The organism is Kribbella sp. NPDC049584 (assembly GCF_040675555.1).
Classification (GTDB): domain Bacteria; phylum Actinomycetota; class Actinomycetes; order Propionibacteriales; family Kribbellaceae; genus Kribbella.
In genome coordinates, this window is record NZ_JBFAPF010000014.1 from 125,657 (window position 1) to 147,324 (window position 21,668).

Here is a 21,668-nt window from a genome sequence, read left to right on the forward strand (position 1 = left end):
TCCGGAACCGCTGTGGTAGGGCGTATTAGCAGGAAGGTCACCACCTTGAGCCGCACACCGGCGAAGAGACCCACGCAGGCCGATATCGCCCGGCTTGCCGGGGTCAGCCAGGCGACCGTCTCGCTGGTGCTCAACGAGCGCGACGCGAGTATCCGGATCAGCCCGGCAACCCGCGAGCGCGTGCTGACGGTGATGCGCGAGTGGGGGTACGTCGCGAACGCGTCGGCGCGCTCCCTGGCCGGCGGCCGGAACAAGATCATCGGCGTCTACACGTTCGAACCGGTGTTCCCGACCAGCGGTGTGGACTTCTACTTCCCGTTCCTGCTCGGCATGGAGCAGGAGGCGGCCGAGCTCGGCTACGACCTGCTGCTGTTCACCAGCGCGGGCGGTGAGCGGCAGATCTTCCGCGACGGATCGACCCGGCTCTGGCACGCGGACGGCGCACTCCTGCTCGGCCGCGATCCCAACGTCGAGGAGATCGAGCGACTGCGCGACTCCGGCTACCCGTTCGTGTACGTCGGCCACCGCGAGGTCTCGGGTCCGCCGGTCTCGTACGTTGCGGCCGACTACGCCGGTGCGACCAAGCAACTCACCGAGCGGCTGTTCGAGCTGGGACACCAGCGCGTGGCCTACGCACGGATCGGCAACGGCGGCGCACAACCGAGCCGTGATCGCGAGGGCGGGTTTCGCCAGGCAACGCCGTACCAGCATCTTGCCGGACCGGTGTGGACGCTCGACTCCGTTGCGGAAGTGGACGGACTGGTGGAGGAGTTGCAGCGCGGCGGCATCACCGCAGTACTCGCGGAGCAGCAACTACTGGCCGAAGAGCTGCTGGTCTGTGCGACTCGGCGCGGTCTGTCCATCCCGGATGACCTGAGCGTCGTCGAACTCGGTGATTCGACCGGTGCGCGACATGACGGCACTGCGTGGACCGGACTGATCGTGCCGCGCGAGCAGATGGGCCGTCAGGCGATGGGCCTGCTGGTGCAACTGCTGGAGGCACCTGACTCCGGTGCGCGCAGTGAAAGCGTCCGGTGCGGGTTCGCGCCGGGAGCGACGGTCGGGCCTCCCAAGGAGCTTCCATGATTCGCGTTGTGGTCAAGCGACTGCTGATCGGTGTCCTGGTGATGTGGGGCGCGGCGTCGCTGATCTTCCTCATCGTTCGGGTCGCACCGGGTGACCCTGTCTCGATCCTGCTCGGTCCGGATGCGACACAGGACCAGGTGAAGGAGCTGAGCGCTTCACTCGGCCTGCAACGCCCGCTGGCCATCCAGTACGTCGACTACCTCGGCCACGCCGTACGGCTTGACTTCGGCGACTCGTACCGGCTCGGGCACCCGGCGATGTCCGAAGTACTCGAGCGGTTGCCGGCCACGGCGGAGCTCATGCTGGCGTCCACTCTGATCGCGGTGGTGCTCGGTCTGACTCTCGGACTGCTGGCCGGCGGTCGTCCGGGCAGTGTGGTCGATCGAGTGGTGTCGGCGGCCGCGATCGCGCTGCAGTCGTTCCCGACGTTCTGGATCGGGATCATGCTGATCCTGGTCTTCGCATTGGCGCTGCGACTGCTGCCGAGCTCCGGCGCGGGTACTCCGCAGCATCTGATCCTGCCTGCCATCACGATGGCGCTTCCGTTCACGGCAATCGTCGCGCGGCTGACCCGGACCAGCGTTGCCGAGACCCTGCGCGAGCCGTACATCCAGACCGCGAAGTCCAAGGGACTCACCGATCACCAGGTCCTGCTCGGGCACGCACTGCGCAACTCACTGCTGCCGGTCGTCACGATCGTCGGGCTGCACATGGGCGGTCTGATGGGCGGGGCGGTGATCGTCGAGAACGTGTTCTCCTGGCCGGGCCTCGGTTCGCTCGTCGTCGACTCGGTGACCAACCGCGACTACGAGGTGGTGCAGGCGGCGACGTTCGTGATCGCCGGCATCGTGATGCTCTTCAACCTGGCCGCCGACCTCGTCTACTCCCAGCTCGATCCGCGCATCCGCCTGGAGGGCAGCTGATGGCCACGCTCGCGGTGACCCGTCCGCTCGCCGTACGCCGGGTCGGCACCTGGCTCGGCAAGATCCCGTACGTCGTACTAGCGCTCTACGCACTGGTCGCGGCGATCGGCCCGCTGGTGATCGACTACAACCCGATCCGCACCTCGCTCGAGGACCGGCTGCTCAAGCCCGGTTCGCACCTGTCCAGCGGCGGCACCGCGTGGCTCGGCACGGACGGCCTCGGCCGCGATGTCCTCGCCCAGGTCGTGTACGGCGCCCGCACGTCGATCCTCATCGGTATCGCGACCGTGGTCGTCTCCTGCGTCGTCGGCGTCACGATCGGCACCGTCGCCGGATACTTCCGCGGCTGGCTCGACACGTTCCTTGCCCGGGGCATCGACATCCTGCTCGCGTTCCCGGCGATCCTGCTGACGATCGTGATCGCCGGCGCGTTCGAGCGCAGCGTGCCGGTGGTCGTGATCGCCTTGGCCGCGACCGCGTGGATCTCGTTCGCCCGGGTGACCCGCAGCGTCTCGCTCTCGTTGCGGGAGCGCGCCTGGGTCGATGCGGCCCGGGTGCTCGGCGTCCGGCGTACGTCGATCCTGCTGCGCCACGTCGTACCGTTCACGATCGGTCCGGTGGTCGCACTGGCCACGCTCGAGTTCGCCCTCGTCGTCCTCGCGGAGGCCGGACTGAGCTTCCTCGGGATCGGGCTGCCGCCGTCGGCGGTGTCCTGGGGACAAACCATTGCCAACGGCAAGCAATACCTCGACAGCGCATGGTGGATCTCGGCCTTGCCGGGTGTCGCCCTGTCGCTGCTGATCGTCAACATTGGCATCCTCGGTGACCAGCTCACCGCCCGTTACGGACGCGGACACCTCAACTGATGACGCGTCGACTCCCGCGGAAGGCAGGAGAAACATCATGATCGCATTGACCCGGCGGGCGGCACTGACCCTTGCGGTGAGCGCCACCATGGCCCTGACGGCGTGCTCCAGCGCCACCAACGGCGGCAGCTCGAGCTCCGGCGGCGGTGAGGTGGTGATCGCCGGCACCTATCCGGTCGACAGCATCGACCCCGGCGGCCCGCAGGGCGGCGGCACCGGACCACAGATGGTCGAGCAGCAGCTGTTCAGCCGGCTGGTCCGGACCAAGACCGACGGTTCGGTCGAGGGGGACCTGGCAACCTCCTGGAAGTCCGATGCCACCGCGAAAACCTGGACGTTCACGCTCCGCAAGGGCGTGAAGTTCAGCGACGGCAAGGAGTTGAAGGCCGCCGACGTGGCCGACTCCTTCAAGCGGTTCACCGATCTCAAGGGCACGAACGCGGCGAACTTCCCCGGCTACACGATGACCGCGCTGTCCGACGACACCGTCGTACTCACGGCGTCCAAGCCGGACGCCGCGATCCCGCGCAAGCTCGCGGTGTTCTTCGTTCTGCCGTCGGGCGTCAGCGCGAACGACACCGCGTTCTTCGACAAGCCGGTCGGGACCGGGCCGTTCAAGCTGGACAAGTTCAGCCCGAACGAGATCGTCCTGGTGCCGAACCCGCAGTACTACGGTGGCGCGCCGAAGGTCACCAAGGTGACGATCAAGAAGATGCCCGAGCTCGCTGCCCGGCTGACCGCGCTCCGCACCGGTGAGGCGGACGTGGTCTGGGGGATCCCGGACGATCAGCTGCCCCAGGTGCAGAAGGACTCGACGCTGAACGTGCAGATCGTGCAGAGCTCCGCCGTCTACACGATGTGGTTCAACTCGTCGACGCCGGCTTTGAAGGACGCTGCCGTCCGCAGGGCGTTGTGGCAGGCGGTCGACTTCCCGACGATCATCAAGAAGCTGTACCCGCAGACCGGATCGCTGTCGGACTCCGTGGTGTCCAAGCAGACGCTCGGGTACGTCGCCCAGACACCGGTCAAGTACGACCCGGTAGCGGCGAAAGCAGCCCTGACGGCGGCCGGCTTCGACTTCGGCACCAAGCTGCGACTGCAGTTCGCGAACGCGGAGTTCCAGCAGTTCAACCAGGCGGTCGTGTCGGACCTGCAGAAGATCGGCGTACAGGTCGACCTCTTGCAGAAGGAGCAGGCCGTCTTCACCAAGGACCTGCTGGCGCTGAACTGGGACATCAACTTCCAGCAACTGTCGAACCCGATGCTCGACGCCGCGAACACCGTCGGCCGGCTCTACCCGTGCGCGGCCAAGCGCAACGGCTACTGCAATCCCGCGCTGGACAAGCTGATCTCCCAGGCTGCGGCCAGCACCGACGAGCAGGAGCGGGTCAAGCTGTACGGCGAGGCCGAGAAGATCATCTGGGACGACGCGGTCGGCATGTTCCCGATGGCGGTCAAGTACGCCTACGCCTGGAACAAGCGCCTGAGCGGATTCACCCCCGACCCGAACGGTCTGCCGGACTTCTCGAAGCTGCAGGTCAACTCTTGATTCGCGACGACTTGTCCGTCGGCACCGCGGTCGAGACTCTGCTGACGGTGTCGGGGCTCGCTGTCGACCTGCCGGGGCGGTCGGGTGTGGTGCGGGTCGTCGACGAGGTGTCCTTCGACATCCCGTCGGCGACCACCGTCGGCCTGATCGGCGAGTCCGGCTCGGGGAAGACGATGACCGCGAACGCTCTCATCGGTCTCCTGCCCGACGGCGCTGCGGTCTCCGGTTCGCTGTCGTGGCGCGGGGAGGAGTTGCTGACGGCAACTTCTTCCCGCCGGCGGGAGCTGCGCGGGCACGAGATCGCGATGATCTTCCAGGACCCGCTGGCCGCGCTCAACCCGACCCAGACCATCGGCCGCCAGGTCGGCGAGATCCTGCGTCGCTCCGGTCAGTCCCGGTCCGCGGTCCGTTCGCAGGTGGTGGAGTTACTCGATCGTGCGGGGATCCCTTCGCCGGCGGACAAGCTCGGCAGCTTCCCGCACGAGTTCTCCGGCGGCATGCGCCAGCGCGCCGTCATCGCGATGGCGCTCGCCGGGAGTCCTTCGCTGCTCCTCGCCGACGAGCCGACAACCGCGCTGGACGTGACCGTGCAGGCACGTATCCTTCGCCTGCTGCGTTCGATCCAGGAGGACGCCGGCCTGTCGATGCTCCTGGTCAGTCACGACCTGCGGGTGATGGCACACGTCGCCCACCAGGTCGTCGTCATGTACGCCGGGCGCGTGGCCGAGCGCGGCGCGACGTCCGACGTACTGCGGCAGCCCGCACACCCTTACACACGGGCGTTGGTCGACAGCGTTCCCGCAGTACGCACGAAGACTGCTCTGGCGCATCCCTTGCCTGGTACTCCGGCCACGCCCGCGAATCGGCCGGCCGGGTGTGCTTTCCACCCGCGGTGCCCGTTGGCGAGGGAGCGGTGCCGGACCGAACAGCCCGCACTGCGAGCGGTTGCGCCGGGGCGCTGGACCGCGTGTCACTTCGCTGAGGAGGTGCTCGATGCTTGAGGTCCGGGATCTGCGGGTGACGTTCGGCCCGCGCCGCAAGCCGTTCGTCGCGGTGGACGGGGTCAGCCTGACCGTCGGTGCCAACGAGACCGTCGGGCTGGTGGGGGAGTCCGGCTCGGGCAAGACCACGGTCGCCCGCTCGATCGTCGGACTCGTCCGGCCGGCATCCGGTTCGATCCTTTATGACGGGCGCCCGGTGCCAGCTGGCACTCGGCGGCCTGGAGAGCTGCAGCGCGCGATCCAGATGGTGTTCCAGGATCCGCGCTCGTCGCTCAATCCGCGGATGACTGTCGCGTCGATCATCGGCGAGGCGTGGCGCACCCATCCGTCGGCAGCCGACGCCGACCTTGATCAACTGCTGGCGGACGTCGGGCTCGATCCATCCGTTGCCGGTCAGCGGGCCAGTCAACTCTCCGGCGGTCAATGCCAACGCGTCAGCCTGGCCCGCGCGTTGGCCGTGAAGCCTCGGCTGCTGGTCTGCGACGAAGCAGTGTCTGCGCTGGACGTCTCGGTCCAGGCACAGATCCTTCGCCTGCTCGACGATCTCCGGCAACGGCACAACCTGTCGATGCTGTTCATCTCCCACGACCTCGGCGTCGTACACCAGATCGCGGATCGGATCGCGGTCATGCGTCGCGGCGTACTCGTCGAGGAAGGACCGGCCACCGACGTACTGAGCGCGCCGCAGCATGAGTACACCCAGAGCCTGCTGGACGCGGCTCTGGAGCTGAACAGCTAGTTCCGCAGTTCGGCTGCCTTGTCGTAGTCGCGGCGCCAGTCGCCGGTGGGCGGAAGGATGATGCGCTCCACGCCGGCGGCTTCGTACTCGGCCAGTTGTTCGGCGGGGTTGCCGTTGAGCTGGGGTGCGACCACGGTGGCCTTCAGTTGCTTGCCGTCGGCAAGTTCGTTGATGCGGTCGAGGTTGGTACGGACCTCGTCAGGGGTGGCCGCGATCGTCGCCCAGCCGTCGCCGTACCGCGCCGCTCGCCGATGTGCGCGCGGACCGTTGCCCGCGACAAAGATCGGCGGCACCGGCGAGCCGGGGGAGAGCGTCACCTCGAGATCCTGCGCGACCGTCGCGGGCTTGCCGGCGATCAGCTCCCGCAGTACGGCGAGAGCCTCGTCGGTCAACCGGCCGCGCTCCGCGTAGTCCACACCGGCGGCCCGCCAGCCGATGTCGCCATGCGCCGGATTCCCGGTGCCGACGCCGAGGACGAGCCGGGTGTTCGACAGCAACTGCAGTGTGTTGATCTGCTTCGCCGCCCACGCCACCGGCCTGAGTGCCAGGAGCATCACGTTGTACCCGACCGTGATCCGCTCGGTCACCGCTGCCGCGGTCGCGAGTACGACGGAGCTGTCGAGGAGCGGCGCACTCGCCACCAGATGATCCGTCGACCACACCGAGTCCAGCCCGACGCTCTCGGCGTACCTGGCGCTCTCCCGGACATCGCCGAGAATGGGGCGCTCGGGATCCGGCGTCGACGTCGGAAGGATGACTCCGATCTCAAGGCTCATACCTCGGGCCAACTCCGGCCCGGACGACCGTATTCCGTCAGCCGTTGGTCAAGGACCGGACCGCCGGGCCGAGCAACTCGACGATCTTGTCCGGATCGGCATCAGCCAGCTGGTCCAGTTTGAGCAGGTGACGACCGAGCACGACACCGATCAGCACCGCGCTCAGCACATCGGCACGAAGCGCGCCGTCGACGCCGTGGATCGCCTTGCCGATGTTGCTGCCGCGGACGTGTGCGTTGCCGCGGACCTCGTCGGCGGCATCGGGGTGCGTCAGCATCGAGCGCAACACCGCGAGAGAGGCGACCGGCTCGTCGATCAACGACTCGCGGAGCCGCTCGAGCAACTGCTCGGCGACCTCTTCGGCGGTGCCCTCGGTGATCGGCCGGCTCTCGGTCTCGGCCGCACGGGCGAACAGCTGCTGTTTGCTGCCGAAGTAGTGCATCACCAGACCCGGGTCGACCTGCGCGGCGGCGGCCACGGCGCGGATCGTCGTCCGGTCGTACCCGGTCTCGGCGAACAGTCTGCGCGCCTCGGTCAGGATCCGGTCCTGCGTCTCGATCCGGCGGCGGTCGCGGGTGGTCTCGTTCACCGAATTCATTCTACAGGTGTTGAATCTGTGGGAATTTCGTTCTACGGTCGTTGAATGACTCCTGAGGAAGTACTTGAACTGCGCCGCCAGTACCTGATCGATCGCGACTTCGAAGGCTTCGTGAGCCTGTTCGCGGAGGACGCCGTACTCGAGCTGCCGTTCGCCGTCCAAGGCCTGCCGGATCGTCTGGTCGGCCGCGAAGCGATCCGCGAGTTCTCGCTCCAGGCCGCCGCTCACGCCGTCGACATCACCGACCTGCGCACGGTCCAGCTCCACCGGACCATCGATCCCGAGGTCGTGATCCTCGAACTGGTCACCGAGGCGCGGCACACCACGACCGACGTACCGTTCCAAGCCACCTGCATCCAGGTCTTCCGGATCCAGGACGGCAAGATCAAGCTCTTCCGCGACTACGTGGGTGCACAGTCCGTCCCTGATCTGACCTGACTCGACCGTTGCGTCGGCCGAGCTTCTCGGGTGAGGTGGAGGGGTGAGTCTGACGATTCGGAACGTCGTGTTCGCGTGCCCGGGGGACACACCGGAGAGCTACGACCGCGGGGCTCGGCCGGTCGCTCAGTTCTACGCGGATCTGCTCGGGATGGAGATTATTCGCGAGGACTGGTTCGTCATCGGCGGTGGGGCGTCCGACCTGCAGCTCGCGTTCGGCGACGGTCCGATCGACTACCAGCCGCCGGGGTGGCCCGATGGTGCACAGCAGATGCATCTCGATCTCGCCGTACCCTCATTTGTTGCGCCGCCTGGGGCTCAGCTGCTGCGGGACAACGGCGAGTGGCAGGTGTACGCCGATCCGATCGAGCACCCCTTCTGTTTGTACTCCGGGCCGACCGACCGGGCGGAGATCCGGCGTATCGTCATCGACTGCCCTGACCCGCAAGCTCTCGCTGCGTTTTACAGCGCGCTGCTTGACCGGCCTTCACGCTTGCTCGACACGGCGTCCCGGGTGGTCCTCGCCGGTACGCCGGAGCTCGCATTCCAGCAGAGCACGTCACCCGCTCCGCGCTGGCCCGATCCGGCGTACCCGCAGCAGGTGCATCTGGACCTGTTCACGTCCGACGTGCCGGCTGCGCGCGCTCATGCTCTATCGGTCGGCGCGGAGGCTTTGCAGACGAGCGGTCCGGATCATCACGTGTACGCCGACCCGGCCGGTCATCCGTTCTGCATCTAGAGTCCCGGGGGTGAGCAGACGACTGGCCGCGTACGCCGTGTGCATCGAGGACGGACGGGTGCTACTGGCGCGGTACGTCTCGCCGTACGGCGACGGCACCTGGTGGACGCTTCCCGGCGGCGGAGTCGAACCGTGCGAGGACCCGTTCGACGCCGTGGTCCGCGAGGTCGCGGAGGAGACCGGCTGCACGGCAGTCGTCGAGCGCCTGCTCGGTGTCGACTCGCGTGTAATCCCTTCCGCCGAACGCCGTCTGCCCGGGCCCGAGGACCACCAGAACATCGGCATCTACTACGCCGTCCGCATCACCGCCGGCACCCTCCGCCCCGAACCCAACGGCGAAACCGCCGAATCCGTGTGGACACCCGTCTCCACCGTCCCCACTCTGGACCGGGCCGCCTTGGTGGACGTCGGCATTAACCTCGCCCAGTCCCTGCCGCCAACCGGGCACGTCCCACCCGCCGCCACCGCCGACGTCATCTGGGGCGCCAACGTGTAGCTGTCGATCGGGGCGGACCTCGAGCATCGAACAGGTATGAACGACATCGTGATCGAGAAGATCGTCCGCCCGGAGCGGACGTTGTCGGGGACCTGGCTGGAAGTGATCGCCTCGAACCTCGACTACCACCGAGCCGCATTCCTGTGGAAATGCGAGGGCCTCACTGATGCCCAACTCCGCCGACGCGCGATCCCGCCCTCGGACCTGACCCTGCTGTCCCTGATGCGCCACCTTCAGGGCGTCGAACGCTATTGGCTGCAACACCGCCTGGCCGGCACGACCCCGCAGTACTTCCCGTACCGAACCAACCCCGACACCGACTGGTTCGACGAATCAGACCCCACCCCCGCCCGGACCGTGTACGCCGACTACCTCTCCGCCTGCGCCGACTCCAGATCCCTGTTCCCACCCCAAGACCTCACCCGAATCATCCCCAACTCCGAATTCGGCCCAACCGACATCCACTTCATCCTCACCCACGTAATAGAGGAATACGCCCGCCACCTAGGCCACGCCGACCTCCTCCGCGAATCCCTCGACGGCACCACCGGCGAATAGGTTGGACGATGGAATACTCGGCGGCCATGGATGGGCTTCCGGTCGAGGACTCCGACGGGTCGACGCTGATCAGCTTCGACCGACTCCGTGAAGATCAGCTCGGCACGCTGGATCCGACCGTGCCGTTGACCGCATCCCTTGTCGTGCTGTGGTGCGGTCATGAGTGCCTGATGGTCTTCAACCGGTACCGCCAGGCGTGGGAACTCCCTGGCGGCATGCTCGATCCGGGCGAGTCCGCGCGCGAAGCCGCCGTACGCGAACTCGCCGAAGAGAGCGGCCAGCGCGCGGACACTCTCGATCTCGCCGGCGTCGCGAAGATCCGCGTCGCACCCGACGACCGACTCGAGTACCTCACGATCTACCGCGGCGAGCTCGACTCCCCCCAACCCTTCACCCCGAACGACGAAATGTCCGCCGCCACCTGGTGGACCCCGACCAAGCCACTGACCAACCTGCTCCCTATAGACGCCACACTCGCAACCCTCTGCCGCTAGCACACCCACCGGCCACCTCGTCGACTACCAAGTCGTCCACTAGCCAGGCGGCGGGAGATGCTGTCGGCATGACGGCGCTGGAGAGGTTCATCGTCAGCGATGGCTCGACTCACGCCGACGCGGCCCGGACAGTTCGCCTGACCTTGCGAACAGTGCAAGGCTCCGTGGACCGCTACGAGACGGACATACCGGTCGCTTCCGCGGACTGGCCGCCAGACGTCATATCCGCCGCCGAGGTCCTTCGCGGTGTCGCAGCTCGGACGGGTCGAGTCGAACGCGGCGGCTACGCTCAAACCGGCATCGTCGCCTACGCCGATGACCAGGTCTGGTCGGCCTTCATGGAGTTCGCCCCCTGGGCGTACGACGCGACTGTCTGGAACTCCGCCGGCGACGACATCGTCTCCCTCTCCGACGAGGCCCAGTCGATCGTCATCCGCGTCAACCACCCGCAGTACGACACAATCGCCGCCGCACTGGGCAACGCCTCGCTGCGCAGTACCTCTATCCAGTGATCCTGTCTGCGGACGGGCGGTTGATGGACGGCGGTCACAGAATCTCGAAGGCGTGGCTCAGCGGCCGGACGACGATAGATGCCGTCCGCTTCGCAGTCGACCCAGAACCCGACTACTACCAGTGGGACGCCACGACCTGAGTCCGCCCGTCAGTTCGATCCTTCAGAACTTCTTTGGGCATAGCGTCGGATTCGAGGCGCGTAGTTCGTAGTACAGACGAGAGGCGGTCGAGGCGGCCGCCGGGACATGGGAGTCGTGGGATGACGGAGTACTTGATCACGTTCAATGACGGCGCGATGGACCACATCCCCGCCGAGGACTGGCCCGACGTCGGCAAGGCCTCGCACGAGGTCGTCCGGGAGGCCGTGAACGCCGGCGTCTGGGTGTACGGCGGCGGCCTCGAGCGGCAGCAGGCAACCCTCGTCGACCCGGACGGCTTGATCACCGACGGCCCCTACCCGGAAACCAAGGAGGTCGTCGGCGGCTTCTCCGTCGTCAACGTACCCACCCGCGAAGAAGCCCTGAAGTGGGCCGCCAAGATCGCCACCGCGAGGTTGGCAGGCGGACGCAACCTGCCGACAACGCCTGATCGAGCAAGACCCCGCCACGTCCAGCCAATCCCCGCGCTCTGGATCAGGCGACTGGTGGTGACGATCGGCGGGACGTCACCTCGACGTCCCAGTACGGCGGGAGGTCGGCCGGTTTCCACGACGGATCGGGGCAGAAATCCGTGTACTGGCCGTCGAACGGGAATCGGCCGGCCTCGATGTCGCCGGTGATGCGCTCGGCGGCGGCGCGGATGCGGTCCGCCTCGGCTGCCGTCCAGTACGCCGGATGGTCGATACGCTCGGCCAGCTCGTCCTCGTCTTTCAGCGACCAGCTGCGATCGGGCGTGACCAGGATGTCGAGCGCGTGATCGAGGATGTCGATCCCAGCGGACCAGCGGCGTACCGGGGACTCCAGGTTCACGTACCAGCCTTCGAACCGCATCTCCAGGTCGAAGAACCACCACACCGAATGGTCGGCCTCGGGTTCGGTGCGGATCAGCGCGTGCCGCCCTTCCCAGTGCCGGGGCCAGAGCATGGACGGCGTACGGTCGCGCTCCGCCAGCGGCATCTTCCGGATCGACGCGCCGTCCCGAGTGCCGCGCAGCATGCAGTCCGATCCTGCCGCGGTCCAGGTGAGCAGCGCCTCCGCGTCGTCGCGCACAACCCGCGTGGTCTGCACCGCGGCGATCATCCTGTTGAGATGGACGTCGCGCCGGGCGATCGATCGACCAGGAGCGAAGACCATCGGGTCATGCTACGGCCGTCTCCAGTCCACGCCGCAGCCCGGCCATGCGGACTCAAAGACGCTGGGAAAGGCACTCGGAGCGCAGAGGCGGTAGCAGCGGCCGCGATGACCTGGCAGCATCGGCTCATGTCGAGCGACTACGGAGAACCGATTGGTCAGGTCCTGGGCGACAGTTTTCGAGTGCCCGCGCTGCTACCAGGCTGGACCGCCCTGGAAGGCATCGTGCTGGTCAAGGCCCTGGACGACGAAGGCCGTCCAAGCTGGGCGTTCCGCGAGACCGAAGGTATGAACGTCGAGGAGGTCATCGGCGTCCTCACCGTTCAACTCGACATCCTGCGCGAGCGGGCCGTCGACGCATTCCGGGTAGACGAGGACGACGACTAGGGGCGTCCGGCGGGGCGACCGGCCGAGCCCATTTCTGCTTGCTCGGGAGGGCACGTAGCGGGCACGACTTCGACTCCACGAGGGCAAGCTTGTCCGTTCAGCTCATCAGGCGCGCTGTCGCTGCCCCGAGCTCATGAGGGTCGACCGCTGTGATGAGCGCTGTTTCTCTGGCATGCGGCAGGTCGATGCGAATCGTGAGCTCGGCCGCCCTGTATCTCGCCACCCGCACATGCTGCCGGGCATCCTCGTAGTTCACGTCTGAGCGAGGCTTCAGACGGAACTGCATTACCTGCGTACAGGCGTCGCCCAACTTGCCGGCGAGCTCAACGAACTCGGAAGTACCGAGCAGGGCGTCGACTGTCACGCTACGGACGGGGACGCGAGTTGGCTCCATCGCTCCCTCCGGTGTGAGAGGGATGAGCGCGTCCTGCCAGTCGAATGCCTGAATTGGAGTGAAGCCTGGCAGGAGCACGAAGGGGGCGGATGGGTCGAAGGCAGCCGTGAGCTCAGGCCAGGTTGCTGGTCCTACGAGTGCCGTACTGAGACCGTCTCCGGCATCGTCATTGCGATTCCATATCTCCACGCGGAGATCCTGCCGTACACAAGGCTGCGACACCCACTCCTGGCCCGTCGCCCGGCGCCGCCCGCAGTCCGGGGCCCTTGATCCATAAGAGCCAAACTCGGCAGAGAGCACGTCGCGCTGCGTGGGGTCCGGAGTGCCTGACACGCAACCACGTGCACTATCGGCCCGTAGTTCCGACAGCCGCAGAATCTTAGCTCCGGATCGCCTCGGTGAGTTCGGCGATGTAGCCGATAACAGCGTCGGCTCCAGCAGCGGACAGGTCGTCAGCCTTGCCGGGCCCGGCTGCGGGAGGCTCGCGCCCAGGTCGACGAGGACGCGCGGGGCACGCAGGCTCTCAACGAAGCAAGAGAGGACGGCGGGGCGAGCGGCGAATCGCGCTCTGAGCTGCGCGGACTTGGTGGTGGAGACGAGGGGACTTGAACCCCTAACCCCTGCCTTGCAAAGGCAGTGCTCTGCCAGTTGAGCTACGCCCCCGTGAGGGTGGTCAGCGGCCCGGGGTTACCGGGTCGACGGCCTCGGCCCAGAGGTCCTTGTCGGCGCGGGACTGCTGGGTCTTCTTGTAGGCGAAGTATCCACCGATGCCGGCCAGCAGCACCAGCAGGAGCTTCTTCAGCACTGGGACTCCTCGGGAATCGGAGGTTTCACATACGTGAGGGTGGGCCTAACTGGACTTGAACCAGTGACCTCTGCCTTATCAGGGCAGCGCTCTAACCGTCTGAGCTATAGGCCCGCGTACTGCGGTGTCGAACCCGGGAGAGATTACCGCACCAAGTGCTCTACTCCCAAACCGGTTCCGGCCAGGCCCGACCAGGGCCCGGCCGGAGGAATCAGTCCTCCGACGCCAGCGTGACTTCGAGGCCGCCGAGCAACGTGGCGGCGATGTTGTAGAGGAACGATCCGAGCGTCGCGAGCGCCGTGATGATGAGTACGTCGGCGCAGGCCAGCAGCGTCGTGAAGCCCATCACCTTGCCGGTGTTGATGTAGTTCTCGACCCGGAACGGCTCGGCGGTCGGCGTACCCAGGACCTCTTGCACGGTGCTGTTGATGTTGTCGAAAACACCCGCCGCACCGATCGCGGACCAGATGATGAATACCGCGACCCAGGTGACGATGCCGAAGGCGATCGACAGCAGGAACGCCGTCTTCATCACCGACCACGGATCGATCCGGGACATCCGTAGCCGCGCCTTGCGGGTCTGTGGCCGGCTGGAGGTCTTGGCGTCCTTCTCGGCGAGCCGCGCCTGCCGCACCGCTTCCCGGTCGGCCTTCTCCGGCTTGGCAGCGGTCACCGCGGAGGCCTTGTCGAGCACCGCCTGACGCGCAGCGCTCACCCGGTCACCGAACGACTCAGTCTTCGCCCCGGCAGCCCCAACAGCTCCGGGAGCCCCGGGAGCCTCGTACGGCGAGGCGGCCGCGGGAGACGTCGTACCCGGCGGAGACCAAGGCTCCGGCCGGCCGGGCGTGCTGGGAGCAGGCTGCTGAGGACGCGCCGGAGCGCCGGCGCCGGGAGTGGCCGGCCGCGGCTGCGGGCGGTACTCCGACGACGAGGGGCGCTGACCGTTCGCAGTCCTCGGCTGGCCGCCCGGCGAACCATTGGAGCGACCGTTGGAAGCCGGGTTGGCCGGGGCGGCAGACGGCTTCCCACCCGGCGCGGTGCGCTGGGATTTGGAGCTGTCGGCCGCACCTTCAGGCCATGTCGGCCTCGCGCGGTTGGTCATCAGTCACCCTCCTGGCCGGCTTCGTCGTCTTCGACGGTAGCCGCGCCGTCCACGTCCGTCGAACGTTCGTCATCATTCTGGACGCTCTCAGAGGTGGATTCGGTTGTCGATCCGTCCACATTCTGGGCACCTTCGGTGACGGTACCCTCCTCGGCCGCCTCCGACTCCTCCAGAGCGACGGTCAGATCGGTGTTCCGCGCGATCGCGACGACGGCGTCGGACTCACCGACCCCGGCGAACCGGACGCCCATCGTGTCACGGCCCTTGACCGGCACGCTGTCGACCCGGCTGCGGACGACCTGCCCGCTCGCCTTGATCGCCAGCACCTGATCGTCCTCGACGACGATGATCGCGCCGACGAGCGAACCGCGCTCGTCGTTCAGCTTCACCGCCTTGATGCCGAGACCGCCGCGACCCTGCTGCCGGTACTCCGACACCCGCGAGCGCTTGGCGTACCCGGCGTCGGTCACCGTGAAGACGAACTGCGCGTCCTCCTCGGAGCCGGCCCGGATCACCGACATCGACAGCAGCTCGTCGCCGGAGCGGAACTTCATGCCGGTCACGCCGGAGGTGGCCCGGCCCATCGGCCGCAGCTGCTCGTCGTTCGCGGTGAAGCGGATCGACTGCCCCTTGCGGGACACGAGCAGCAGGTCGTCCTCAGCGGTAGCCAGGTCGGCGCCGATCAGCTCGTCGTCCTCCTCGCGGAAGTTGACCGCGATGATGCCGCTCTGCCGCGCCGAGTCGTAGTCCCGCAGCGCGGTCTTCTTGACCAGGCCCTTCTTGGTCGCGAGCACCAGGTAATCGGACTGGTCGTAATCGCGCAGCGTCAGAACCTGCGCGATCTCCTCGTCAGGCTGGAACGAGAGCAGGCCGGCGACATGCGAACCCTTGGCGTCACGGGCCGACTCGGGCAGCTGCCACACCTTGGCCCGGTAGACCCGGCCCTTGGTGGTGAAGAACAGCATCCAGTGGTGGTTCGTGGTGGCGAAGAAGTGGTTGATCTCGTCCTCGGCCCGCAGTGCGGCGCCGCGGACGCCCTTGCCGCCGCGGTTCTGGGTCCGGTAGAGGTCGGTCTTGGTCCGCTTCGCGTAGCCGCCGCGGGAGATCGTGACGACGACGTCCTCGTCCGGCACCAGGTCCTGCACCGACAGGTCGCCGTCGGCCGCGATGATCTCGGTACGCCGCTCGTCGCCGTACTTCTCGACGATCTCGCCGAGCTCGTCCTTGACGATCGTGCGCTGCCGCTCCGGGCTGGCGAGGATGTCCTCGAGGTCGGCGATGATCGCCTCGAGCTCCTGCAACCGCTCGATGATCTTCTGCCGCTCCAGGGCGGCCAGCCGGCGCAGCTGCATGTCCAGGATCGCCTGCGCCTGGATCTCGTCGATGTCGAGCAGCTGGATCAACCCGGTCCGCGCCTCGTCGACGTCGGGGCTGCGCCGGATCAGCGCGATCACCTCGTCGAGCGCGTCCAGCGCCTTCACGTACCCGCGGTAGATGTGCGCGTTCTTCTCGGCCTCGCGCAGACGGAAGCGGGTCCGCCGCTGGATGACCTCGATCTGGTGGTCGATCCAGTGCTTGATGAACAGGTCGACGCTCAGCGTCCGCGGTACGCCGTCCACGAGCGCGAGCATGTTGCAGCCGAAGGTGTCCTGCAGCTGCGTGTGCTTGTAGAGGTTGTTCAGTACGACGCGGGGCTGCGCGTCACGCTTCAGTACGACGACCAGCCGCTGCCCGGTCCGCGACGAGCTGTCGTCGCGGATGTCGGCGATGCCGTTGATCTTGCCGGTGTTGACCAGCTCGGCGATCTTCAGCGCCAGGTTGTCCGGGTTGACCATGTACGGCAGCTCGGTGACGACCAGGCTGGTCCGGCCCTTCGCGTCTTCCTCGATGTCCACGACCGCGCGCATCGTGACCGAGCCGCGGCCGGTGCGGTACGCGTCGTCGATGCCCTTGTAGCCGACGATCAGCGCGCCGTTCGGGAAGTCCGGGCCCTTGATGTTCTGCAGGCAGGCGTCGAGCAGCTCCTCGCGGGTCGCGTCCGGGTGCTCCAGCGCCCAGTCGACCGCGGCCGCGACCTCACGCAGGTTGTGCGGCGGGATGTTGGTCGCCATACCGACCGCGATCCCGGACGAGCCGTTGACCAGCAGGTTCGGGAAGCGGGCCGGCAGGATCACCGGCTCCTGCGACTTGCCGTCGTAGTTCGGCCGGAAGTCGACCGTGTCCTGGTCGATGTCGCGGACCATCTCCATCGCCAGCGGCGCCATCCGGCACTCGGTGTACCGCATCGCGGCCGCCGGGTCGTTGCCCGGGGAACCGAAGTTGCCCTGGCCCTGGATCAGCGGCGCCCGCATCACCCACGGCTGCGCGAGCCGAACCAGGGTGTCGTAGATCGCCGAGTCGCCGTGCGGGTGGTACTGACCCATGACGTCACCGACGATGCGGGAGCACTTGTTGAAACCGCGGTCCGGCCGGTAGCCGCCGTCGTACATCGCGTAGAGGATGCGGCGGTGCACCGGCTTCAGGCCGTCGCGGACCTCGGGCAGCGCGCGGCCGACGATGACCGCCATCGCGTAGTCGAGGTACGACTGCTGCATCTCGGTCTGCAGGTCGAGCGGCTCGACCCGGTCGTGGCCGGGCGAGGTGGGGGTCTCGGTCATGAATAAGTCCCGTTCAGATCAGTACGTCGGAGGGCAGCAAGATCAGATGTCGAGGAAGCGAACGTCCTTGGCGTTGCGCTGGATGAACCCGCGCCGGGCCTCGATGTCGTCGCCCATCAGCGTCTGGAACGTCTCGTCGGCCCGCACCGCATCGTCCAGGGTGATCTGCAGCAGCACCCGGTTGGCCGGGTCCATCGTGGTCTCCCACAGCTCGTTCGCGTTCATCTCGCCAAGACCCTTGTAGCGCTGGATCGGGTTCTCCTTGGGCAGCTTCTTGCCGGCCTCGGCACCCGCCTCGAGCAGCCCGTCGCGCTCCGCGTCGTTATAGGCGAGCTCGTGCGGCTGGTTGCTCCAGCGGATCTTGTAGAGCGGCGGCTGTGCGGCGTACACGTGACCACGCTCGATCAGCGGTCGCATGAACCGGAAAAGCAGCGTCAGCAGCAAGGTCCGGATGTGCTGGCCGTCGACGTCGGCGTCGGCCATGATCACGATCTTGTGGTACCGGAGCTTGTCCTCGTCGAAGTCCTCGTGGATGCCGGTGCCCAGCGCGGAGATGATCGCCTGGACCTCGTTGTTCTGCAGAACCTTGTCGATCCGGGCCTTCTCGACGTTCAGGATCTTGCCGCGGATCGGCAGGATGGCCTGGAACTTCGGGTCGCGGCCGCCCTTCGCGGAGCCACCCGCCGAGTCACCCTCGACGATGTAGACCTCGCACTCCTCCGGGTTGGTCGACTGGCAGTCGGCCAGCTTGCCCGGCAGACCGCCGCCGCCGAGCAGACCCTTGCGGTTGCGGGCCAGGTCGCGGGCCTTGCGGGCCGCGATCCGGGCGCTCGCCGCGGCGGACGCCTTGCGGATGATCTCGCGACCCTCGGCCGGGTTCTGCTCGAACCAGGCGCCGAGCTTGTCGTTGACGACCCGCTGCACGAAGCCCTTGACCTCGGTGTTGCCGAGCTTGGTCTTGGTCTGGCCCTCGAACTGCGGCTCGGCCAGCTTGACCGAGATGATCGCGGTCAGGCCCTCCCGGATGTCGTCGCCGGTGAGCCTGTCCTCCTTCTTCTTGATCATGCCCTGGTCCTCGCCGAAGCCGTTCACCAGCGAGGTGAGCGCGGCCCGGAAGCCCTCTTCGTGGGTGCCGCCCTCGTGGGTGTTGATCGCGTTCGCGAAGGTGTGCACCGACTCCTGGAACGAGCCGCTCCACTGCAGCGCGACCTCGAGACTCATCGTGTCGTCGGCGGTGGCCGCCTCGAACGAGATCACGTCGCGGTGCACGGTCTCGCGGATGCCGGTCAGGTACTTCACGTAGTCGACCAGGCCGTCGTCGTACCGGAAGGACTGCTCGAGCGGCTTGCCGTCCTCGTCGAAGTGGTCCGGACGCTCGTCCCGGATCACCAGCTCGAGGCCCTTGTTCAGGAATGCGTACTCGCGGAAGCGGGTGGCGAGCGTCTCGTAGGAGTACGTCGTGGTCTCGAAGACGTCCTCGCTGGCCCAGAACGTGATCGTCGTACCGTTCGAGGTCGAGGTGCCGATCTCGGCGAGGTCAGCGTCCGGGACGCCGTTGGTGAAGGACTGCGTGTACAGCTTGCCCTTCAGCCTGACGTCGACCTGGAGCCTGGTGGACAGCGCGTTGACCACGGAGACGCCGACGCCGTGCAGACCGCCGGACACCTTGTAACCGCCGCCGCCGAACTTGCCGCCGGCGTGCAGGACGGTCAGTACGACGGTGACGGCCGGCTTGCCCTCGGACTCGACGATGTCGACGGGGATACCGCGGCCGTTGTCCTCGACCCGGACACCGCCGTCGGCCAGTAGCGTCACGACGATGCGGTCGCCGTACCCGGCCATCGCCTCGTCGACCGCGTTGTCGACCACCTCGGTGACAAGATGGTGCAGGCCGCGCTCACCGGTGGACCCGATGTACATACCCGGGCGCTTGCGGACCGCGTCCAGTCCCTCCAGGACCTGGATCGCGCTCGCGTCGTACTCCCGCTCGACGACGTTCGACGGGATCTGGTCGAGCATCTCCGGGAGCGCCTCGCTGGGTGCGGGGTTGCCGATGGGGTCGGCGGACTGGTTGGCGTCGATCTCGATCGGCTCGTCGGTCACCGGTGGTTGTCCTCCTCGGACCCCGCCTTCGCGAGGCATCGCGGCACAGTAGAGCCGCCCTCTACGGTGATAGTAGAGGCGCGGCTCGCCCTACACGGTCCATTCTACCTGTCGACCGAAGCAGAACCTGCCACCAGCCGCCCGAAACTCGCATCAGGGCGTCTTTTCTCCCTCTTCTCCATGTCCCCTCTCGCGGGTGGGGGTCAGAAAAGCGCTCACGGCCGCTCAGTGGCCTCCGGGTGTTTCGCGACTGACCGTCCCGGACCCGACCGGTCCAGACCGGTTGACCGGCTCCGAACCGGGGTCCAACGCCCCGTGGACAAGCAGTGCCTGGCGCGCACCCACCGCCCCTTAGGATCGCTGCCGTGGAAAGTCTCGACGAGGTCATCGACGCGATGATCGCCGACCGGGTGATTCACCGGCACCGGCGAATCTGGCTGCTGGTGATCGCCCTCGTCGTGGTGGCCGTCCTCGTCATCCTGGCCACCGGCGGCTGGAAGGAAAAGAAAGGCCGCACAGTCCCCACCCTGACCGCCCCCACGACCGTGACGGCGGGCCGATTCGAGTACAGCTTCACCAAGGCCGAGATCGTCCGCACACCCAAAACGGAGTACGACGAGGCCGAGTCGAAGCTGAAGGTGTATTTCGACGCGAAGAATGTCGACACCGAAGAGCACCAGAGCAAGAACCCGGACAGCGACCTGATGGTTCTGGTTCCGGGCGGCGGTGCGGAGAACATCGAGAGCGACGGCGTCACCTGCCACGGCGAGATCAACTGGCAGCTCGTGTACGGACTTCCGCCCGAGAGTTGCTTCACCACGTTCAAGGTCGATCCCGACTTCGCGGCCAAGACCGTAGAGATCGGCGTTCTCGGCGAGTCTTACGAAGCGGTCAGCGGGGTGTTCGGCGCTAACGACAACGAGTTCTGGCAGGCCGAGGCGCCGGTTGCGGTTGTGCGGCTGGACCCGACCGTGGTGACCGACAACGGGGGCAGCAAGTGAAGCTCTATCGCCCCGCGACGATCCTGGTCGGCGTCCTCTTCGTGCTGCTCGGCGGCGTGACCCGGCTCGCGGCGCCCGACCAGGTGTACGACGAGCAGAACATCAAGGTCGTCCGCGGCACGATCGGTCAGGCTCTCGACTACACCGGCAGCGGATCGACGATGAAGATCACCCGGATCAAGTTCACCCGCGCGGTGATCGACAGCACCGACAGCGACAAGAAGCCGCTCGAGACCAACGGCATCTACGTTGCGATCGAATGGGACGCGGTCCGTGGCGCGAAGAAGCCCGACAACATCAACGCCACCCTGCTGGCCGACGGCGGCAGCGTGTACGAGCCGGTCGAAGGACTGTCCAACAGCGGAATCGACTTTCCGGACGCTGGCTTCGCCAAGACCGGCACGGTCGTGTTCGAGCTCAACCCGGCGGACATGACAGGCCTCACGCTGAAGCTGCACCCGACGATGATCTTCAACTACTACAACTCCGACATCGAGGTCGACCTCGGGGTCCCGACCGACGCCATCGCTCAGCAGATGGTCGACACCGCGGCCCCGCAGTACATCGTCGAGAAGTCGGTCACCAGGGTGGCATCGTGAGGCTTGCGAGCCGGGCGTCCCGGCTGACCGTTCAGATCGCGCTGCTGGTGGCCCTCCTGGCCGCCGCCACCATCATCATGCTGCGGCCCTATCTGACCGACACGGAGCGGATCTACGAACAGGGCCGGATCGACGAGGTCGTCAACCAGGGTCCGGTCACGGTCGCGCACGTGGAGTGGAAGCTCGACTCGCTGAAGGCGTACACCACCATCCTCGACAAGGACGACGAAGCGATCGACATGGGTGGGCCGGCAGGCTCCACGATCATCGTCGCCACGTTGACCGTGACGCCGCGCGAGGGTCTGTTCCTCAAGGACAAGGGTTTCACCTGCGAGGCGACGCTGCGCGACACCCACGGCAACACCTGGGACAGTGGGCAGCCGTTCGACTACCCGCTGCCGACGTACTGCGGCGACGACGACTACCCGTTCACGATGGACAAGCCGCAACAGATCGCGCAGGTGTACGTGGTGCCGAAGTCCGTCGTACCGGATCTCGCCGGGGTGACCATCGAGGACTTCTCCGACTACCGCCGGGTCCTGATCACGCCCTGAG

24 protein-coding genes, 2 tRNA genes and 1 pseudogene are annotated in these 21,668 nt (G+C 67.0%); 17 read left to right on the plus strand and 10 right to left on the minus strand.

The features are described 5' to 3' along the window. Positions 1–45: 45 nt before the first annotated feature. From AB0J62_RS36140 to AB0J62_RS36165, 6 genes are read left to right on the plus strand one after another with little or no spacing between them, the layout of a single operon-like run. Complete coding sequence (locus tag AB0J62_RS36140; RefSeq protein WP_363881289.1) at positions 46–1,086, plus strand: LacI family DNA-binding transcriptional regulator; 1,041 nt, start codon at positions 46–48, stop codon at positions 1,084–1,086. Further along, positions 1,083–2,009: an ABC transporter permease gene (locus AB0J62_RS36145; protein WP_363881291.1), complete on the plus strand. Its 927-nt coding sequence runs from the start codon at positions 1,083–1,085 to the stop codon at positions 2,007–2,009. Before AB0J62_RS36140 ends, AB0J62_RS36145 begins: the two co-directional genes overlap by 4 nt. Continuing rightward, complete coding sequence (locus tag AB0J62_RS36150) at positions 2,009–2,875, plus strand: ABC transporter permease (protein WP_363881294.1); 867 nt, start codon at positions 2,009–2,011, stop codon at positions 2,873–2,875. Before AB0J62_RS36145 ends, AB0J62_RS36150 begins: the two co-directional genes overlap by 1 nt. 37 nt (positions 2,876–2,912) lie before the next feature. Then, on the plus strand, positions 2,913–4,424 hold the full coding sequence (locus tag AB0J62_RS36155; protein ID WP_363881297.1) for an ABC transporter substrate-binding protein: 1,512 nt from the start codon (positions 2,913–2,915) through the stop codon (positions 4,422–4,424). Continuing rightward, a complete protein-coding gene (locus tag AB0J62_RS36160; protein WP_363881299.1) occupies positions 4,421–5,425 on the plus strand; it encodes an ABC transporter ATP-binding protein in 1,005 nt (334 codons plus the stop codon). The genes AB0J62_RS36155 and AB0J62_RS36160 overlap by 4 nt, the downstream gene beginning before the upstream one ends. Beyond that, complete coding sequence (locus AB0J62_RS36165) at positions 5,418–6,164, plus strand: ATP-binding cassette domain-containing protein (protein WP_363881301.1); 747 nt, start codon at positions 5,418–5,420, stop codon at positions 6,162–6,164. Before AB0J62_RS36160 ends, AB0J62_RS36165 begins: the two co-directional genes overlap by 8 nt. Here AB0J62_RS36165 and AB0J62_RS36170 read toward each other — a convergent pair. Next, complete coding sequence (locus AB0J62_RS36170) at positions 6,161–6,940, minus strand: LLM class flavin-dependent oxidoreductase (protein ID WP_363881303.1); 780 nt, start codon at positions 6,938–6,940, stop codon at positions 6,161–6,163. The genes AB0J62_RS36165 and AB0J62_RS36170 overlap by 4 nt on opposite strands. A gap of 37 nt (positions 6,941–6,977) precedes the next feature. Then, positions 6,978–7,529: a TetR family transcriptional regulator gene (locus AB0J62_RS36175; RefSeq protein WP_363881305.1), complete on the minus strand. Its 552-nt coding sequence runs from the start codon at positions 7,527–7,529 to the stop codon at positions 6,978–6,980. 54 nt (positions 7,530–7,583) lie between these two features. Between AB0J62_RS36175 and AB0J62_RS36180 the strand changes: the two genes are divergently transcribed. The 7 genes and pseudogenes from AB0J62_RS36180 to AB0J62_RS36210 all read left to right on the plus strand — a co-directional run. Beyond that, the gene (locus tag AB0J62_RS36180; RefSeq protein WP_363881307.1) at positions 7,584–7,976 is read left to right on the plus strand and encodes a nuclear transport factor 2 family protein; all 393 of its coding nucleotides are present in this window, start codon (positions 7,584–7,586) and stop codon (positions 7,974–7,976) included. A 43-nt stretch (positions 7,977–8,019) separates the two neighbouring features. Further along, entirely contained in the window at positions 8,020–8,715 is a 696-nt protein-coding gene (locus AB0J62_RS36185; protein WP_363881309.1) for a VOC family protein, read from the plus strand. Between the two features lie 10 nt (positions 8,716–8,725). Continuing rightward, on the plus strand, positions 8,726–9,211 hold the full coding sequence (locus AB0J62_RS36190; RefSeq protein ID WP_363881312.1) for an NUDIX domain-containing protein: 486 nt from the start codon (positions 8,726–8,728) through the stop codon (positions 9,209–9,211). A gap of 36 nt (positions 9,212–9,247) precedes the next feature. Then, positions 9,248–9,769, plus strand: coding sequence for a DinB family protein (locus tag AB0J62_RS36195; protein WP_363881314.1), 522 nt, complete (start codon positions 9,248–9,250; stop codon positions 9,767–9,769). Positions 9,770–9,795: 26 nt separating this feature from the next. After that, a complete protein-coding gene (locus AB0J62_RS36200) occupies positions 9,796–10,263 on the plus strand; it encodes an NUDIX hydrolase (protein WP_363881316.1) in 468 nt (155 codons plus the stop codon). A gap of 68 nt (positions 10,264–10,331) precedes the next feature. Beyond that, complete coding sequence (locus AB0J62_RS36205) at positions 10,332–10,775, plus strand: hypothetical protein (protein WP_363881318.1); 444 nt, start codon at positions 10,332–10,334, stop codon at positions 10,773–10,775. Positions 10,776–11,071: 296 nt separating this feature from the next. Next, positions 11,072–11,317 (plus strand): annotated as a pseudogene (locus tag AB0J62_RS36210) (YciI family protein); the annotation flags it as partial. A 91-nt stretch (positions 11,318–11,408) separates the two neighbouring features. On the opposite strand, the gene AB0J62_RS36215 reads toward AB0J62_RS36210, so the two are convergent. Next, positions 11,409–12,068 (minus strand): DUF402 domain-containing protein, encoded by a 660-nt coding sequence (locus AB0J62_RS36215; RefSeq protein WP_363881320.1) that lies wholly within the window; start codon positions 12,066–12,068, stop codon positions 11,409–11,411. Positions 12,069–12,248: 180 nt separating this feature from the next. On the opposite strand from AB0J62_RS36215, the gene AB0J62_RS36220 reads away from it, so the two are divergent. Then, positions 12,249–12,452: a hypothetical protein gene (locus AB0J62_RS36220; RefSeq protein WP_363881323.1), complete on the plus strand. Its 204-nt coding sequence runs from the start codon at positions 12,249–12,251 to the stop codon at positions 12,450–12,452. 97 nt (positions 12,453–12,549) lie between these two features. Here the strand turns inward: AB0J62_RS36220 and AB0J62_RS36225 are convergent, their stop codons facing one another. The 7 genes from AB0J62_RS36225 to gyrB all read right to left on the minus strand — a co-directional run bounded on the left by AB0J62_RS36225 (position 12,550) and on the right by gyrB (position 19,429). After that, positions 12,550–12,816, minus strand: coding sequence for a hypothetical protein (locus tag AB0J62_RS36225; RefSeq protein WP_363881325.1), 267 nt, complete (start codon positions 12,814–12,816; stop codon positions 12,550–12,552). A gap of 617 nt (positions 12,817–13,433) precedes the next feature. Continuing rightward, positions 13,434–13,509, minus strand: a tRNA-Ala gene (locus AB0J62_RS36230). A 10-nt stretch (positions 13,510–13,519) separates the two neighbouring features. Then, positions 13,520–13,648, minus strand: a complete 129-nt coding sequence (locus AB0J62_RS36235; protein ID WP_305000375.1) for a DLW-39 family protein — start codon at positions 13,646–13,648, stop codon at positions 13,520–13,522. Positions 13,649–13,691: 43 nt separating this feature from the next. After that, positions 13,692–13,765: transfer RNA gene (locus AB0J62_RS36240), tRNA-Ile, on the minus strand. Between the two features lie 97 nt (positions 13,766–13,862). Continuing rightward, entirely contained in the window at positions 13,863–14,366 is a 504-nt protein-coding gene (locus AB0J62_RS36245; RefSeq protein WP_363881327.1) for a DUF3566 domain-containing protein, read from the minus strand. A gap of 386 nt (positions 14,367–14,752) precedes the next feature. Continuing rightward, on the minus strand, positions 14,753–17,410 hold the full coding sequence (gene gyrA, locus AB0J62_RS36250) for a DNA gyrase subunit A (protein WP_363881329.1): 2,658 nt from the start codon (positions 17,408–17,410) through the stop codon (positions 14,753–14,755). Between the two features lie 42 nt (positions 17,411–17,452). Next, positions 17,453–19,429 (minus strand): DNA topoisomerase (ATP-hydrolyzing) subunit B, encoded by a 1,977-nt coding sequence (gene gyrB, locus AB0J62_RS36255; RefSeq protein ID WP_363881553.1) that lies wholly within the window; start codon positions 19,427–19,429, stop codon positions 17,453–17,455. A 449-nt stretch (positions 19,430–19,878) separates the two neighbouring features. Between gyrB and AB0J62_RS36260 the strand changes: the two genes are divergently transcribed. Genes AB0J62_RS36260 through AB0J62_RS36270 form a run of 3 tightly spaced genes read left to right on the plus strand, consistent with a single transcriptional unit; the run spans position 19,879 to position 21,667 of the window. Next, positions 19,879–20,514 carry a hypothetical protein gene (locus AB0J62_RS36260; RefSeq protein ID WP_363881331.1) on the plus strand — a complete coding sequence of 212 codons (636 nt, stop codon included), beginning with the start codon at positions 19,879–19,881 and terminating at the stop codon, positions 20,512–20,514. Further along, the gene (locus tag AB0J62_RS36265) at positions 20,511–21,113 is read left to right on the plus strand and encodes a hypothetical protein (protein WP_363881333.1); all 603 of its coding nucleotides are present in this window, start codon (positions 20,511–20,513) and stop codon (positions 21,111–21,113) included. The genes AB0J62_RS36260 and AB0J62_RS36265 overlap by 4 nt, the downstream gene beginning before the upstream one ends. Beyond that, on the plus strand, positions 21,110–21,667 hold the full coding sequence (locus AB0J62_RS36270) for a hypothetical protein (protein ID WP_363881335.1): 558 nt from the start codon (positions 21,110–21,112) through the stop codon (positions 21,665–21,667). The genes AB0J62_RS36265 and AB0J62_RS36270 overlap by 4 nt, the downstream gene beginning before the upstream one ends. The last annotated feature ends 1 nt before the right edge of the window (position 21,668 follow it).